This window comes from Corynebacterium sp. AOP36-E1-14 (assembly GCF_052377495.1).
In the GTDB taxonomy this organism is placed as follows: domain Bacteria; phylum Actinomycetota; class Actinomycetes; order Mycobacteriales; family Mycobacteriaceae; genus Corynebacterium.
On record NZ_JBQSWV010000019.1, the window covers coordinates 30,383 to 44,665 of the forward strand.

Annotated in this window: 12 protein-coding genes; 9 read left to right on the top strand and 3 right to left on the bottom strand. The window is 68.6% G+C overall.

From position 1 onward, the window contains the following. Positions 1-25: 25 nt before the first annotated feature. Together ACT3TD_RS09915 and ACT3TD_RS09920 are read left to right on the top strand one after the other, a co-directional pair. The gene (locus ACT3TD_RS09915) at positions 26-1,159 is read left to right on the top strand and encodes an alpha/beta hydrolase (RefSeq protein ID WP_301441742.1); all 1,134 of its coding nucleotides are present in this window, start codon (positions 26-28) and stop codon (positions 1,157-1,159) included. After that, the gene (locus ACT3TD_RS09920) at positions 1,152-1,418 is read left to right on the top strand and encodes a DUF7218 family protein (RefSeq protein ID WP_441578876.1); all 267 of its coding nucleotides are present in this window, start codon (positions 1,152-1,154) and stop codon (positions 1,416-1,418) included. The genes ACT3TD_RS09915 and ACT3TD_RS09920 overlap by 8 nt, the downstream gene beginning before the upstream one ends. 12 nt (positions 1,419-1,430) lie before the next feature. On the opposite strand, the gene ACT3TD_RS09925 is transcribed toward ACT3TD_RS09920, so the two are convergent. From ACT3TD_RS09925 to ACT3TD_RS09935, 3 genes are all read right to left on the bottom strand, one after another. Continuing rightward, on the bottom strand, positions 1,431-3,374 hold the full coding sequence (locus tag ACT3TD_RS09925) for a solute carrier family 23 protein (protein ID WP_301441740.1): 1,944 nt from the start codon (positions 3,372-3,374) through the stop codon (positions 1,431-1,433). Positions 3,375-3,502: 128 nt separating this feature from the next. Continuing rightward, positions 3,503-4,765: an amidohydrolase family protein gene (locus ACT3TD_RS09930; RefSeq protein ID WP_444614989.1), complete on the bottom strand. Its 1,263-nt coding sequence runs from the start codon at positions 4,763-4,765 to the stop codon at positions 3,503-3,505. 66 nt (positions 4,766-4,831) lie between these two features. Beyond that, positions 4,832-6,214 carry an NAD-dependent succinate-semialdehyde dehydrogenase gene (locus ACT3TD_RS09935; RefSeq protein WP_301441738.1) on the bottom strand — a complete coding sequence of 461 codons (1,383 nt, stop codon included), beginning with the start codon at positions 6,212-6,214 and terminating at the stop codon, positions 4,832-4,834. 79 nt (positions 6,215-6,293) lie between these two features. Here ACT3TD_RS09935 and ACT3TD_RS09940 point away from each other — a divergent pair, with 79 nt between their 5' ends. From ACT3TD_RS09940 to ACT3TD_RS09970, 7 genes are all read left to right on the top strand, one after another. Then, positions 6,294-6,932, top strand: a complete 639-nt coding sequence (locus ACT3TD_RS09940) for a metallophosphoesterase (RefSeq protein ID WP_301441737.1) — start codon at positions 6,294-6,296, stop codon at positions 6,930-6,932. Between the two features lie 276 nt (positions 6,933-7,208). Further along, a complete protein-coding gene (locus ACT3TD_RS09945) occupies positions 7,209-7,958 on the top strand; it encodes an MBL fold metallo-hydrolase (RefSeq protein WP_301441736.1) in 750 nt (249 codons plus the stop codon). 17 nt (positions 7,959-7,975) lie between these two features. Continuing rightward, on the top strand, positions 7,976-8,500 hold the full coding sequence (locus ACT3TD_RS09950; RefSeq protein ID WP_301441735.1) for a carboxymuconolactone decarboxylase family protein: 525 nt from the start codon (positions 7,976-7,978) through the stop codon (positions 8,498-8,500). 355 nt (positions 8,501-8,855) lie between these two features. Then, the gene (locus ACT3TD_RS09955; RefSeq protein ID WP_301441734.1) at positions 8,856-11,663 is read left to right on the top strand and encodes a valine--tRNA ligase; all 2,808 of its coding nucleotides are present in this window, start codon (positions 8,856-8,858) and stop codon (positions 11,661-11,663) included. A gap of 10 nt (positions 11,664-11,673) precedes the next feature. Then, positions 11,674-13,209, top strand: coding sequence for a bifunctional tetrahydrofolate synthase/dihydrofolate synthase (gene folC / locus ACT3TD_RS09960; protein WP_441578879.1), 1,536 nt, complete (start codon positions 11,674-11,676; stop codon positions 13,207-13,209). Next, positions 13,206-13,841 (top strand): LOG family protein, encoded by a 636-nt coding sequence (locus ACT3TD_RS09965; RefSeq protein ID WP_301441732.1) that lies wholly within the window; start codon positions 13,206-13,208, stop codon positions 13,839-13,841. The genes folC and ACT3TD_RS09965 overlap by 4 nt, the downstream gene beginning before the upstream one ends. Next, the gene (locus tag ACT3TD_RS09970) at positions 13,838-14,269 is read left to right on the top strand and encodes a DUF4233 domain-containing protein (protein WP_441578880.1); all 432 of its coding nucleotides are present in this window, start codon (positions 13,838-13,840) and stop codon (positions 14,267-14,269) included. The genes ACT3TD_RS09965 and ACT3TD_RS09970 overlap by 4 nt, the downstream gene beginning before the upstream one ends. Positions 14,270-14,283 lie beyond the last annotated feature (14 nt).

Genomic DNA, 14,283 nt, shown 5'->3' on the forward strand with positions numbered 1-14,283 from the left:
TAGGTAGATGCTTCATGGAAATGATGTGGATCACAACGCACCGGACCTGAATCCGGGTAACGGGCGCTACCGTCCGGGGGCGGTCGACAAGGTGGTCGGCCTGGGCGCCCGGCTGCTGGGTACGGTGGCCGGCCTCGTGCCACGGGCGGCGTGGCGGCGGGCGGGGTTGCGCCGTAACGGCGACGGCGACGTCCTGGACCCGGACGTCACCGCGACGCTGCTGGCGTTGCGCGTGGTCAGCGGGCTGGACATCGTGGACGTGCCGCCGGTGCACTCACGGCGCATCGTGGAGCGCGAGGCCTTCATCGCCGGCGGCAGTCCGAGCGTCGCCGAGGTCCGTGAGGAGCAGGTGGCCGGCGTGCCGGTACGCGTCTACCTGCACCGGCCGGCGGACGCCTCGCCGCGTCCGACGCTGGTGTACCTGCACGGCGGGGGCTGGGTCACCGGGTCCCTCGACAGCCACGACGCCGCCTGCCGCAGCCTCTGCGCCGACGGCGGTGTCACGGTGGTGGCGGTGGACTACCGCCTGGCCCCCGAGCACCCCTTCCCGGCGGCGCTGGAGGACACCACGGCCGTCTTCGCCGCCCTGCAGGACGGTGCCCGCGTCGCGGACACCACCGTGGACGCAGGACGCCTCGTCGTCGCGGGCGACTCCGCGGGCGGGAACCTCGCGGCGTCCTGCTGCCTGTGGCTGCGCGCGCAGGGGCGCGCCCAGCCTGCACTGCAGCAGCTCTTCGTCCCGGTGACGGACCTGTCGCAGCGCTCGGCCAGCTACGCGGAGTTCGGGGAGGAGGGGCTGTACCTCACCGCCGCGCAGATGGAGTGGTACGAGCACCACTACCTGGGGCGTAACGGTGACCTGACTGAGGCGATCGACCCGCGCGACCCGCTGGTGTCACCGATGCTGGAACCCGACCTCACCGGACTCGCCCCGGCGTACGTGGCGGTGGCCGGGTTCGATCCCCTGCGTGACGAGGGAGAGGCCTACGCGGGCAGGCTGGAGGACGCCGGGGTGGAGGTCACGCTGCGGCGCCACCGCGGGCTGGTGCACCCCTTCGTCAACTCCGTGGCGGTGTGGTCCGGGGCGCGGGCGGCGATGGCGGAGGCCACCGCGCACCTGAGGTCGGCGCTGGGGACTACCCTGGGCGCGCATGGCTGAGAACAGGAACCCGTCGATCAAGGACCCGGAACTCTACGAACGGCTGCGCGGGGAGGGGGAGTCGAAGGAGAAGTCCGCCCGTATCGCCAACGCCGCGGCGAACACGTCCCGCTCCGAGATCGGGCACAGGGGCGGGGAGTCGCCCAGCTACGACGAGTGGACCCGGGACGAGCTCTACGAGCGGGCGCAGGAACTCGACGTCCACGGACGCTCGTCGATGACGAAGGACGAGTTGATCGAGGCGCTGCGCGACAGCTGATCGCCGCGCGTCCTACTCCAGGTGGTCGAACTTGCTCTCCCACGCCGCGGCGACGGGGTTGGCGTCGGCGATCATGTAGTTGAAGCGGTCGTTGGCGATCTCCACGACCTCGCCGAGCAGCTGCACGTGCTCCTGGGCGGGGGAGTTCTCCAGGCGGCGGATGCCCTCGCTGATGATCTGGGTGCGCGAGTCGAGGCGCCCCAGGCAGGTGACGAAGGGCATGCCGAAGCGCTCACGGTAGCTCTCGGAGAGTTCCACGAGCTGTTCACGGTCGACGTCGTCCATGTTGTCCAGGTCCTCCATCGCCACCGAACCGGCGAAGCCGGAGATCCGCTTCGACGCCTCGGGGTCGAGCAGCAGCTCGGCCATGGAGGGGTAGTCGCGGATGAGGGCGCGCTGGTCGTCGCGGTCGGCGGTGAGCACCGCCTCCTGCACGGCGTCGCGCAGGTCCTGGACGGTGTCGAAGGGGGCCGCGGCGTGGGCGTTCTCCAACGGCCACAGGGTGTTGTTGAACAGTGGGGCGAAGGTCTCCACGAAGGTGTCGCGGTCCATGGCGTTGACGTCCTCCAGGGTGACCGCGCGCCCGCCGGCGTCGCGGGTGACGTCCGGCGAGGTGCGACGTCCGACGTGGAAGAACAGCAGGTTCAACAGGATCGCGGCGATGGAGCCGGTGGTCACGCCCGAGGCGAAGAACACCTGCGCCCAGTCGGGGAACAGTTGGGCGATGTCCGGCTTGAAGGCCACGAGCATGCCCAGACCGATGGAGATGGTCATCACCGCGGCGTTGCGGTTGTCCGCCAGGTCCACCTTGCCCAGGGTCTGGATGCCGACCAGGGCCACGTTGGCGAACAGGGCGAGGCTCGCCGCGCCGAGCACGGGGCCGGGGATCGCGTTGACCACCGCGCCGGCCTTGGGGATCAGACCGATGACGATCATGATCACACCGGCGCCGGCGACGACCCAGCGCGAGCGCACCCGCGTCATACGCACCAGGCCCACGTTCTGCGCGAAGCAGGTGTAGGGGAAGGAGTTCAGCACACCGCCGAGGGTGGTGGACAGGCCGTCGGCACGCAGCGCGGCGGAGATGTGCTCCTTCTTGATGCGCTTGCCCACGATCTCACCGGCGGCGAAGACGTCGCCGGTGGTCTCCACCATGGTGATCAGCATGACGATGCACATGGAGATTATGCCGGTGAGCACGAACTCCGGGGCGCCGAAGTAGAACGGGGTCGTGAAACCGACCCAGTCGGACGAACCGACGTCGTTGAAGCCCGCGTCGCCCAGGGCCACGGCCACGACGGTGCCCACCACCAGGCCCATGAGGATGGACAGGGTGCCCAGGAAGCCCTTGAAGAAGCGCTGGGCCAGCAGGATCACCGCCAGGGTCAGACCGGCGTAGGCCATGTCGCTGGCGTCCGGGGTGCCCTCGGCGAAGTTGGTGATGTCGTTGGCGGCGACACCCAGCAGGGTGATGCCCATCGTGGTCAGCACCGTGCCGATGACCACCGGCGGGAAGAACCGGATGAACTTCGCGAAGTACGGTGCGGCGAGGAAGGTGAACAGGCCGGCGACGATGATCGACCCGTAGATCGCCGGCAGTGCCTCCGTGCCGCCCTCACCACCGGTGGTGGCCAGTCCGATGGCGATGATCGGGGAGATGGCGGTGGTGGTCACACCCTGGATGATCGGCAGGCGCACACCGACCTTCCAGAACCCCACCGACTGGATCAACGTGGCGATGCCACAGGTGAACAGGTCGGCGTTGATGAGGTGGATGGTGGTCTCGGCGTCGAGCCCCAGGCCGCTGGCGATGAGCAGCGGCACGACCACGGCACCGGCGTAGAACGCCAGGACGTGCTGGGTGGACAGGATCGCGAGTTTGCCCTTGGGCGGTACCTGGTCGACAGGGTGGCGGGTGGACGCTGGGGGCGCGTCGGCACGGGTGCTGGAGCTCATGTGGCGGCTTTCCGGGAAACGTCGGTCGCGGGCCCGGCGGCGGGGCCCGCGTCGGTAATTACCGGATAAAGCATATGCGGTGCTGCGTGGACGCCCAACGACCGGGGTTGTCGGCGCCCTCGGTGCTCCTACAGCCGGTCGCGGTAGACCACGCCACCCTTCATGACCATCGACAGGTACCTGTCCGGGTCGGTGAGCACCGAGATGTCCTTGAGCGGGTCACCGTCGACGATGATCAGGTCGGCGTAGGCCTCCGGCCCGACCACGCCGATCCGGCCCTCCAACCCGACGAGCTCCGCCGCGGTGGTCGTGGCCGCGCGGATCACGTCGATGGCGGGCTGCACCTCCCGCCGGATCGCGAACTCCTCCAGCTGGTGGACCTGCTGCCCGCCGATGAGGTCGGAGCCGTAGACGAGCTTGACCCCCTCGGCGTGGGCCATCTCGAGGGCGGAGAGGCCGGACTCCAGGACCTGCGAGTTCTTGGCGTGGCTCTCCGCGGAGAGCCCCATGGAAGGCCCCAGCCGGTCCATGGTGTTGTACGTGACCAGGGTGGGTACGAGGAAGGCGTCGTACCGGATGAAGTCCTTCACCGTGGTCTCGTCGATGAGGTTGCCGTGCTCGATGCACTTGAGCCCGATGCGCAGCGCATTGCTGATCGCGCCGGCGAGGTAGGTGTGCCCGGTGACGTACGCGCCCTGGGAGGACGCCTCGGCGACGGCGATCTCCTCGTCGCTGTACTGGGTGGACGAGATGCTGTCGGTCGGTGAGGTCACCCCGCCGGAGAGCATCAGCTTCACGTGGTGTGCACCGGTGCGCAGGATCTCGCGGGTTCCCTTACGCACCTCGTCGACCCCGTCGGCGACCAGGGCGATGGTGGGGCAGCGGGAGCAGCCGGTGGGGTTGACCTCGTTGCGGCTGCGCCCGTCGCCGTGCCCGCCGGTCTGGGTGAGGGCCAGGCCCCCGAAGATCAGACGGGGCCCGTCGAGCACCCCCTCGTCGACCGCCTGTGCCAGGGCGAAGTCCGCACCACCGGTGTCGCGCACCGTGGTGAACCCGCGCTGCAGCATGTCGCTGAGACTGCGGGCCGCCTTCGCGACGAGGTAGGACGGCCGCCATCGCAGCAGCTCCGGGGTGTCGAAGGACTGGAAGTAGACGTGCACGTGGCCGTCGACCAGCCCGGGCATCAGCGTCCTGCCCTTCACGTCGATCACGCGGTCGGGGTCGGTGACCCGGACCTCGTTGCTCGGGCCGACCTCACGGATGAGGCCGTCCTCGACGATCACGGACTTGTCGGGCCGGATCTCGCCGAGGTGGACGTTGAGCACCGCCGCATTACGGAACAACGTGGTCGTCATTGCTGCCTCCAGGGTGGGGGAAGGGTAGGCAATCATCTTCACACCCCGGAGGTGGGGCCGGCAACGGTCTTCTTCCCCGGCCCAGAGGCCTATGTCAGAGGCCTATGTCAGAGGCGAGACGCGCACGAGGTGCTCGTTGACGAACTCGCCGACGCCCCACTCGGCGAGCTCACGGCCGTAGCCGGAGCGTCCCACACCACCGAAGGGCAGGCCCGCCGCGGTGACGGAGGCCTCGTTGACGAAGGACATGCCGACCTCCAGGCGGGCGGCGGCGTCCTCGGCGAGCGCCAGGTCGGAACCCCACACGGAGCCGGAGAGCCCGTAGTCGGAGTTGTTGGCGATCTCCACGGCCTCGTCCACGTCGGCGGCCTTGTAGACGATGGCGACGGGGCCGAAGACCTCGTTGCAGCCCACGTCCGCCGACGGGTCGACGTCGGTGAGCAGCGTCGGCTCCATGAATGCGCCGGGCCGGTCGATCGCGTCGCCGCCGACGCGGACGGTGGCGTCCCCGTTGGCCTTGGCGTCGGCGAGGCGCTGGACGATCTCGTCGCGGGCGTCGATGGAGGACAGCGGTCCGACGTCGGCCTCCGGGTCGTCCCACGCGCCGACGGTCAGGGCACCGATGCGCTTCTCCAGGCCCTCGACCACGCGGTCGTAGAAGCCGTCCATCACGATGAGGCGCTTGGGGGCGTTGCAGGCCTGGCCGGTGTTGTACATGCGGATGCCCACGTACTGGTCGAGGACGGTGTCGAGGTTGTCGTCGTCGAGGACGATGAACGGGTCGTTGCCGCCGAGCTCGAGCAGGGACTTCTTGTAGTTCTCGCCGGCGGTCCTGGCGACCGCTGCGCCGGCGCCCTCGGAACCGGTGAGGGAGACTGCGGCGATGCGCGGGTCGGCGACGAAGGCGTCCATCTGCGAGCCGGAGGCGTAGACGTTCTGGAAGACGTCCTGCGGCAGGCCGGCGTCCTCCAGGATGTCCTGGCAGGCCTGCGAGGACAGTGGGCAGATCGACGCGTGCTTTAGCACCAGCGAGTTGCCGAGCAGGAGGTTCGGTGCCGCCCAGCGGGCGACCTGGTAGTAGGGGAAGTTCCACGGCATGATGCCGAGCAACGGGCCGATCGGGTCCTTGCGTACGTAGGTGTGGCGCGCGCCCTGGGCGGGCAGCTGCTTGTCGGCGAGAAGCTCGTGGGCGTGCTCGGCGTAGTAGCGGTAGATGTCGATGACGATGTCGAGTTCGGCCTTCGCCCAGCCGTCGAGCTTGCCCATCTCACGCCCGATGTAGGACGCGAGTTCGTCCTTCTTCTCTTCGTAGAGGTCGGCGGCGCGGTTCAGCACGGCGGCACGCTCGTCGACGGTGGTGGTCCGCCACTGCCTGTAGGCGGCGGTCGAGCGGTCGAGGATGGCGTCGCGGTCGGCGTCCTCGATCCTCGTGAACGTGTCTTCGGTCTGTCCGGTGGACGGGTTGTTCACACTGAAGTTGCTCATGTCCCCGTTGTACGCGCGGTGGTGGGGGACTGTCACCCAGGCGAGCCGCCGGCCCCGTACCCGGGTAGCTTCGGGTGTCATGGGGGCTACAGAGGATTCCCGCGCAGACGGTTTCTGGTTGGTGTCGGACCTGCATCTGGGCCACGCCAAAGTCTCGGCGCTGCGCGGGTTCCCCGATGTCGCCGCCCATGACCGGGCGATCCTGGACAACCTGCGCGAGGTGCCGGACGGGGCGACACTTATCTGCCTCGGCGACATCTCGGTGCGTGACGACGCCGGGGCGCTGAGGACGTTGGCACAGCTCAAGGCGGAGAAGGACTTCACGATGGTCCTGGTGCCGGGCAACCACGACAGGGTGCATCCCGTGTTCGGGATCGACTCGGTGGTCGAGTGGACGCCGGCGTACCGGCAGGTCTTCGACGTCATCTCCCTGGAGCTGCAGGTCAAGGTGGGCCGCTGGCTGGTGCTGCTGACCCACATCCCGGCTCCCGGGAAGGTGGAGGACGCCCATCTCACCCCGGCGTTGACGCGGTGGGCGGCGCGTGGCGGGGCGACCAGCCGTGACGGGTTCGACTGCACGGTGCACGGGCACACGCATTCGACGGTGGCGGTGAGGCCGAAGAACGTGAACGTCAGCCTCGAGGCCACCGACCTGAAACCAGTGTCATCCGGCCAGCTGCTGGATCTGGTGACCCGCGCGGTGAAATGGAAGCATTGAGGCTGTCTCTAAATGACATTGACGGGATATAAATAGATCGCTAATGGCATAATCAGCACTTCGATTGCTATAGCAGTAGAAATAGGCAGGCGACGCTGCCCTTCATTCGCTTTTAGGCTTGGAACAGGTACCGAGATGAGCCTCGGTACCGTGGCTTTTCGGGCGGTGCGGGATTACATAAATGTTACTCGCAACGCATTCAACTCCGTGGGACGCTCTACGTCGCTTCCTGAGGCGTACAAGGCTTCGCACAGTAAGAGAGAAAGGTTCCAGACCATGAGTGAAATCGCCAAGGACGTCTTCTGCCTGTCAGGCACGGACGTCAACGTCGGAATTCTGCGTGAGGGCAGCGACCTCACCATGATCGACGGTGGGTGGCCCGGCGACGTCGAGGCCATCGAGGAGGCGCTGCGGTCGATCGGGCACAAGCCCGAAGACGTCCGCGCGATCCTGCTGACCCACGCCCACGTCGACCACCTCGGTGCGGTGGACGCGTTCCACCGCCGCTTCGGCACCCCGGTGTACTCCGACCCGGTCGAGGTCCACCACGCCGCACGCGAGTACCTCGAGCAGGCCGGCACCGACGAGGTCGAGCAGGGCCCGATGCCCCAGACCATGGAATGGTGGGAGCGGGTGCAGAAGGTCGGCGCCGAGCAGGACATCAAGATCACCGACGTCCAGCCCGTCGGCGACGGTCCCATGGACATCCCCGGGCGTCCGGTCCCGGTGGCCACCCACGGCCACACCTCCGGCCACAGTGCCTTCCTGGTGCCTTCCGTCGGCGTGATCGCCACGGGCGACGCCCTGGTCACCGGCCACGCCTGCTCGACCAAGCAGGGCCCCCAGCCGTGCCCGTGGTTCTTCAACCACTCCCGCTCCGAGGCCCTCGAGGCCCTGGACCTCCTGGAGGGCGTCGACGCCGACGTCATCCTGCCGGGTCACGGCGACCCGATGAACATGAAGCTCGCCGACGCAGTGAAGGCCGCACGTACCTTCGCAGCAGACACCGGCTTCGACAACCACTAGATCGGAAAGGTCACGTCATGTCACGAATTCCTCTGTTCGACCCGTCCACCGGCACCGAGGAGGAGAAGCGGGTCTACAACCGGTTCCCCTCGAACCTCGTCGCCGGTCTGATGCGCACCACCACCGGGATCACCGACGCCTACCTGGACTACGGCAACTCGTTCCCGAACTCCCCGCTGGACCCGCAGATCCGTGAGATGGTCACCCTGCGCGTCGGTGTGATCTCGCACAGCGACTACGAGTGGATGCAGCACGCCGACAAGGCCCGCTCCGTGGGTGTCACCGAGGACGAGATCAAGGCGATCCAGTCCGGTGACTTCAGCTCCCTGAGCGATGCCAAGCAGAAGGCGATGGAGCTCACCGACGACCTGGTCGCCAACCCCAAGGCCGGCCCGACCTTCGAGGCCGTGGTCGAGGCCCTGGACGAGCAGTCCGCCGCGATCATCACGCTGCTGGTCGGTCACTACATGATGACCGCCCGGTTCCTGATGACCCTCGAGATCCCGCTGGACGACAACCCCACCAGCTGGGACGGAGCGTAGGCCGCACTCGGCCGACGCACAGCCCGCCGCGGTAGCCGCCACCGGCGAAACGCGCAGGCAACCACAGGACGTGGCCCCCGGGAGGACAATCCCCGGAGGCCACGTCCTTCTGCGCGTGCAGCTTCGTGGGACCGCGCCGGATCTGGACCGGACAACGTATGCCCTCGCTGAACGGACACGAACAATCTCCAGGGACCGCATCACCGGCGATGCGGGGGTTGTGGACACGGCGACGATGGAGGAGGTCGACCAGTGGCTGCGCGACGTCCTGTCTCTTCCTGAGCCGTCCTGGGTCCTCGGAACGCCCACCAGCCGGTCACGTTCATGTCCGGGCCCTGCACTAGACTGTCCTACCGTGACTGATCAGACCAGCTCCAGCGCAGCCAGCAGCAACCCCGACACCTCCTCCCGGGCCGACCGGCTCCCGAAGCAGTGGACCCCCGCGGACGTCGAGAACGACCTCTACCAGGGGTGGGTCGACTCGGGTTACTTCCACGCGGACGCCACCAGCGACCGCCCGCCGTTCTCCATCGTGCTGCCGCCGCCGAACGTCACCGGTCAGCTGCACATGGGTCACGCCCTCGACCACACCCTCATGGACTCCATGGCCCGGCGTAAGCGCATGCAGGGCCACGAGGTCCTCTGGCTGCCGGGCTCCGACCACGCCGGCATCGCCACGCAGACCAAGGTCGAGGGCATGCTCAAGGAGACCGAGGGCAAGGACCGGTTCGACTACGGGCGCGAGGAGTTCGTGGACAAGGTCTGGGAGTGGAAGGAACAGTACGGTGGCGTGATCCAGTCGCAGATGCGCGCGATCGGCGACTCCGTCGACTGGGAGCGCGAGCGCTTCACCCTGGACGACGGGCTGTCGCGTGCCGTGCAGACCATCTTCAAGGAGCTCTTCGACCGCGGCCTGATCTACCGCGCCAAGCGCATGGTCAACTGGTCGCCGGTGCTGCGCACCGCCATCTCCGACATCGAGGTCGTCTACTCCGACGACGAGGGTGAGCTGGTCACCCTGCGCTACGGCGACGCCTCCGGCGAGGGCGCGCACGTGGACGTCGCCACCACCCGTGTGGAGACGATGCTCGGCGACGTCGCCGTGGCCGTCCACCCGGACGACGAGCGCTACCGCGACCTCGTCGGTTCCCGCCTGCCGCACCCGTTCATCGAGGGCCACGGCATGGTCGTCATCGCCGACGACTACGTCGACCCCGAGTTCGGTACCGGCGCGGTGAAGATCACCCCGGCGCACGACCCGAACGACTTCGAGATGGGCCGCCGCCACGACCTCGACATGCCCGAGGTCATCGACCAGACCGGCCACATCGCCAACACCGGCACCCGCTTCGACGGGATGGACCGCTTCGAGGCGCGCGAGCAGATCCGCCTGGCACTGGAGGAGCAGGGGCGCGTGGTCAAGCGCATCAGCCCCTACGTGCACTCCGTGGGGCACTCCGAGCGTTCCGGCGAGGCCATCGAGCCACGCCTGTCGGAGCAGTGGTGGGTGAAGGTCGAGGAGCTGGCGAAGATGTCCGGCGACGCCGTCCGCGAGGGCGACACGGTCATCCACCCGGCCTCCCAGGAACCGCGCTGGTTCGACTGGGTCGACGACATGCACGACTGGTGCATCTCCCGGCAGCTGTGGTGGGGCCACCGCATCCCGATCTGGTACGGACCCGACGGCGAGATCGTGTGCTGCGGCCCGGATGACGAGGCCCCCACCGGCGAGGGCTGGTACCGCGAGGAGGACGTGCTGGACACGTGGTTCAGCTCCGCGCTGTGGCCGTTCTCCACGATGGGCTGGCCGGACGCCACCGACGAGCTGGCGAAGTTCTACCCGACGTCCGTGCTGGTCACCGGCTACGACATCCTGTTCTTCTGGGTCGCGCGCATGATGATGTTCGCCACCTTCGCCGATACCGTCGAGGGCTCCGTCCTCGACAACGGTGAGCCCGGCACCACCGCCGACCAGCGTGCCGGACGCCCCCAGGTGCCCTTCACCGACGTCTTCCTGCACGGACTCGTCCGCGACGAGCACGGCCGCAAGATGTCCAAGTCGCTGGGCAACGGCATCGACCCGATGGACTGGGTCCGCGACTACGGTGCGGACGCGCTGCGCTTCACGCTGGCCCGCGGCGCCAACCCGGGAACCGACCTGCCGATCGGTGAGGACTCCGCGCAGTCCTCGCGTAACTTCGCCACGAAGCTGTTCAACGCCACGAAGTTCGCCCTGATGAACGGTGCCCGCGTGCTCCCGGTGGACGGGCAGGACGCCTTCCCGTCCCGCGAACAGCTCACCGACCCGGACCGCTGGATCCTCGACAAGCTCGAGGAACTGCGCGTGCTCGTCGACACCCACCTGGACCGCTACGAGTTCGCCGTGGCCAACGAGGCGCTCTACCGCTTCACCTGGGGCGAGTTCTGCGACTGGTACCTGGAGATCGCCAAGGTGCAGATCCCGCGCGACTGGGACGCCGCCACCGAGGCCGAGCGCACCCGCGGCGAAAACACCCAGCTTGTGCTCGGCCGGGTGCTCGACACCGTCTTCCGCCTCCTGCACCCCTCGATGCCCTTCGTCACCGAGACCCTGTGGACCGTGCTCACCGACGGCGTCGACGGCTACGCCGACAGCCTCGTGGTCACCGACTGGCCCACCGCCGCCAACACCAACGGTGGGGCGCAGACGGACGTCGACGCCGTGCGTCGTCTGGACGACGTGGAGAAGCTCGTCACCGAGGTCCGCCGCTTCCGCGCCGACCAGGGTGTCAAGCCCACCCAGAAGGTGCCGGGACGTTTCGACGCCGCGGCCGCCGACCTCGCCGGGCTCGAGGACGCCGTGCGTTCCATCGTCCGACTCACCGCCCCGGCCGAGGACTTCACGCCGACGGCGTCGGTGGAGCTGCGCCTGTCGGGTGCGACGATCACCGTGGAGCTGGACACGTCCGGCACCGTGGACGTCGCCGCCGAGCGCAAGCGCCTGGAGAAGGACCTGGCCGAGGCCAACAAGGAGCTCGAGCGCGCAGACAAGAAGCTCGGCAACGACAACTTCCTGGCCAAGGCGCCGGAGAAGGTCGTCGCCGAGATCCGTGAGCGTCGCGGCATCGCCGCCGACGAGGTCGAGCGCATCAACGCCCGGCTGACCGACCTGGCAGGGAAGTGACCCCGCAACAGTGACTGACAAGCACGACGAGAACAACGACTTCGGCGAGGCCCAGCTCAACGCCACCGGCCTCGACCTGCCGATCGACCTGTCCGAACCCGCCAACACCGACGACGACGCCGCGAAACTGGCCCGCCCGGTGACCGCCGGCGACCTCGCCGCCCTCGCCGAGGTCGAGGCCGAGCTCAACGAGCGGTGGCCCGAGACCAAGATCGACCCCACCCTCGACCGCGTCCGCCGGCTCATGGACCTGCTCGGCAGCCCGCAGCGTAACTATCAGGCCATCCACGTCGCCGGGACCAACGGCAAGACCTCGGTCACCCGCATGGTCGAGTCGCTGCTGCGCGCCTTCCACCGCCGCACCGGACGGACCACCAGCCCGCACCTGCAGCTGGCCACCGAGCGCATCGCGATCGACGGCACGCCGCTGCACCCGGCGGACTACGTGGCCACCTGGCGTGAGATCCAGCCCTTCGTGGAGATGGTCGACCGCGAGTCCGAGGCCGAGGGCGGTCCGCGGATGAGCAAGTTCGAGATCCTCGTGGCCATGGCCTACGCCGCCTTCGCCGACGCCCCGGTGGACGTCGCCGTCGTCGAGGTCGGCCTCGGCGGACGCTGGGACGCCACCAACGTCATCGACGCCGACGTCGCCGTGGTCACCCCGATCGGGCTGGACCACACCGACTACCTCGGCGACACGCTGGCCGAGATCGCCGGGGAGAAGGCCGGCATCATCAAGCAGCGCTGGGACGCCGACGACCTGCTCACCCCGCCGGACAACGTCGCCGTCATCGCCGAGCAGGAACCCGAGGCCCTCGAGGTGCTGCTGCGCCAGGCAGTGGAGGCCGACTCCTCGGTCGCCCGCGCGGGCGAGGAGTTCGCCGTGGTGGAGTCCGCCGTCGCCGTCGGCGGTCAGAACCTGTCGCTCAAGGGACTCGGCGGGGTCTACACCGACATCTTCCTGCCGCTCTCCGGCGCCCACCAGGCACGCAACGCCGCCACCGCACTGGCCGCGGTGGAGGCGTTCTTCGGCGCCGGTGCCGGACGCATGCTCGACGAGGACACCGTCCGGCGTGGTTTCGCCCAGGTCAGCTCGCCGGGTCGCCTGGAGCGCGTGCGCTCGACGCCCAACGTGTTCATCGACGCCACCCACAACCCGCACGGCGCCAAGGCGCTGGCGCAGGCCGTGGACCGTGACTTCTCCTTCCGACGCCTCGTCGGCGTGGTCTCCGTGCTCGGAGACAAGGACGCCCGCGGCATCCTGGCCGCCCTGGAGCCGGTGCTCGACGAGATCGTCGTCACCCAGAACACCTCCCCGCGCGCCGTCGACGTCGAGGACCTCGCCGAGTACGCCCGCGACGCCTTCGGCGAGGAGCGCGTGCACGTGGCGGTGAACCTGCCCGGCGCCGTGGAACTGGCCGTCCAGCTCGCCGAGGACGACGGTGGCTTCGGCGACAGTCAGGTCTCCGGCGCCGGCGTACTGGTCACCGGGTCGGTCGTCACCGCCGGCGAGGCCCGCACCCTGTTCGGCAAGGACCCGGCATGAGCGGCACCGTGACCGGCACCCTCGTCGCGCCGAAACGCGTGGCGCTGTACCTCGGCTCGGCCACCGGCGACAGCCCGGCCTACCGCGAGGCCACGGTCGCCGTGGTCCGTCAGCTGGCCGAGGCCGGGCACTCCCTGGTCTACGGCGGGGGATCGGTCGGCCTGATGGGCGTGGCCGCCGACGCCGCCCTGGCCGCCGGCATGGCGGTCCACGGTGTCATCACCCGCCACCTCTACGACGGCGAGACCGGCCACACCGGGCTGACCAGCCTGGAGATCGTGGACACCATGAACGAGCGCAAGGAACGCATGGCGTCCACCGCCGACGCCATGGTCACCCTGCCCGGTGGGATCGGCACGCTCGAGGAATTCTTCGAGGTGTGGACCGGCCAGGTGCTGGGCATCCACCACAAGCCCGTCGCCCTGGTCGACGTGGACGACTACTGGGCCCCGCTGCTGGCGATGGTCGACCAGATGGTGGAGCGCGGGTTCTTCTCCGCCGAACACCGCGACAACCTGATCCACCTCACCGACCCTTGCGGACTGGCGAACGCGTTGGACTCCTGGACCCCGGCTACGGCAAAGTGGTCCCAGAAGAGCCACACCGGCACAGGCGAGATGAGGATGCAGTGAGTGAGAACACCACCCCCCTGGGGCCCGCACACGAGATGCAGGTCGACCCGTTCAAGGGGCTGAAGGGGATGATGGCCGGCATCATGCTGATGGAGGCCATCACCGTGCTGCTCGTCCTCGCCGTGGTCGGCGTGGTCGACGACGGGGCGCACGCCACCGTGTTCAACATGACCTACGTCGCCGTGCTCGGCCTGGCGATGGTCGTGGCGTCCTTCCTGCAGTTCCGCCCCTGGGCGGACAAGATGAACATCACCCTGCAGGTCTTCGCCCTGATCGGGGTGGTCGTGCACCCCACGATGCTCTTCGTGGCGATCCTGTTCATCCTCGCCTGGTGGTACACCTACCACCTGCGGGCGAACGTGAAGAGCCGCATGGACAAGGGCCTGCTGCCTGCCCAGCACTACTACGTCGCCGAGGACCGCGACTGATTCGGTCCTCCGCA

Excerpts from the sequence above, each read along its gene's own strand:
- ACT3TD_RS09925 (WP_301441740.1), bottom strand. The coding sequence starts at position 3,374 with ATGAGCTCCAGCACCCGTGCCGACGCGCCCCCAGCGTCCACCCGCCAC.
- ACT3TD_RS09935 (WP_301441738.1), bottom strand. The coding sequence starts at position 6,214 with ATGAGCAACTTCAGTGTGAACAACCCGTCCACCGGACAGACCGAAGAC.
- ACT3TD_RS09920 (WP_441578876.1), top strand. The coding sequence starts at position 1,152 with ATGGCTGAGAACAGGAACCCGTCGATCAAGGACCCGGAACTCTACGAA.
- ACT3TD_RS09965 (WP_301441732.1), top strand. The coding sequence starts at position 13,206 with ATGAGCGGCACCGTGACCGGCACCCTCGTCGCGCCGAAACGCGTGGCG.
- ACT3TD_RS09940 (WP_301441737.1), top strand. The coding sequence starts at position 6,294 with ATGGGGGCTACAGAGGATTCCCGCGCAGACGGTTTCTGGTTGGTGTCG.
- ACT3TD_RS09950 (WP_301441735.1), top strand. The coding sequence starts at position 7,976 with ATGTCACGAATTCCTCTGTTCGACCCGTCCACCGGCACCGAGGAGGAG.
- ACT3TD_RS09930 (WP_444614989.1), bottom strand. The coding sequence starts at position 4,765 with ATGATTGCCTACCCTTCCCCCACCCTGGAGGCAGCAATGACGACCACG.
- ACT3TD_RS09945 (WP_301441736.1), top strand. The coding sequence starts at position 7,209 with ATGAGTGAAATCGCCAAGGACGTCTTCTGCCTGTCAGGCACGGACGTC.